Annotated in this window: 1 protein-coding gene; it reads right to left on the bottom strand. The window is 30.5% G+C overall.

Features of this window, described 5'->3' with window-relative positions:
* Positions 1 to 437: 437 nt before the first annotated feature.
* The gene (locus AC27IT_RS27950; RefSeq protein ID WP_254628932.1) at positions 438 to 563 is read right to left on the bottom strand and encodes a helix-turn-helix domain-containing protein; all 126 of its coding nucleotides are present in this window, start codon (positions 561 to 563) and stop codon (positions 438 to 440) included.
* Positions 564 to 567: the final 4 nt, after the last annotated feature.

The following is a 567-nucleotide window of genomic DNA, read 5'->3' as shown; positions in this document are numbered from 1 at the left end:
ATGCAAAAAATCCATCTCCTTATTAAAAAGATATTTTATTTTTATGTAATTCTTGTTGTCATTTCTAGAAATGATTGGATTTGAGCTCTATTAAAATATACAATTAATTCTTTTTTATGTCAATATATTTCAAAAAATATATGATATTATATATGTTTGAAATATTATCTAGATGAAAACGTAAAATAGAGAGATTAGCGTATACTTGGATTCTAAACTACGGAAAGTATATATATTTAGTAGAATGTAGAGTTTTTATCTTCTTATAAAAAGAACGACAAGAAGTGGCTTTAAAAAATGATGTGCACTAACCCATCACTGGAGGGAGCCGATTAAGTGGTTCTTCTACTCTCCACTTGATGAATTGTCGGTAGTAACACATGATCGGCTTTACTTGATTGCGTTATAAAAAAGAAAGAACGCTACCCCTAAAAAGGCTAGCGCTCTTTTGCTGTATCTAATGGTTGCTGCTCTATAAACTCTACAACCTCTTCAATTTTACAGTCCAATTCCTCACATATACGTGCAATGACACTCATTGCTACAAATTCTCCATTAGACATTTTA

The organism is Brevibacillus sp. YAE8, assembly GCF_057543335.1.
The sequence above is the reverse complement of the archived record's forward strand: the minus strand, read 5'-3'. Positions and strand labels throughout refer to the sequence as shown.

Bases quoted from the DNA above. Each gene is read 5' to 3' on its own strand.
- AC27IT_RS27950 (WP_254628932.1), bottom strand. From the start codon at position 563: ATGTCTAATGGAGAATTTGTAGCAATGAGTGTCATTGCACGTATATGT.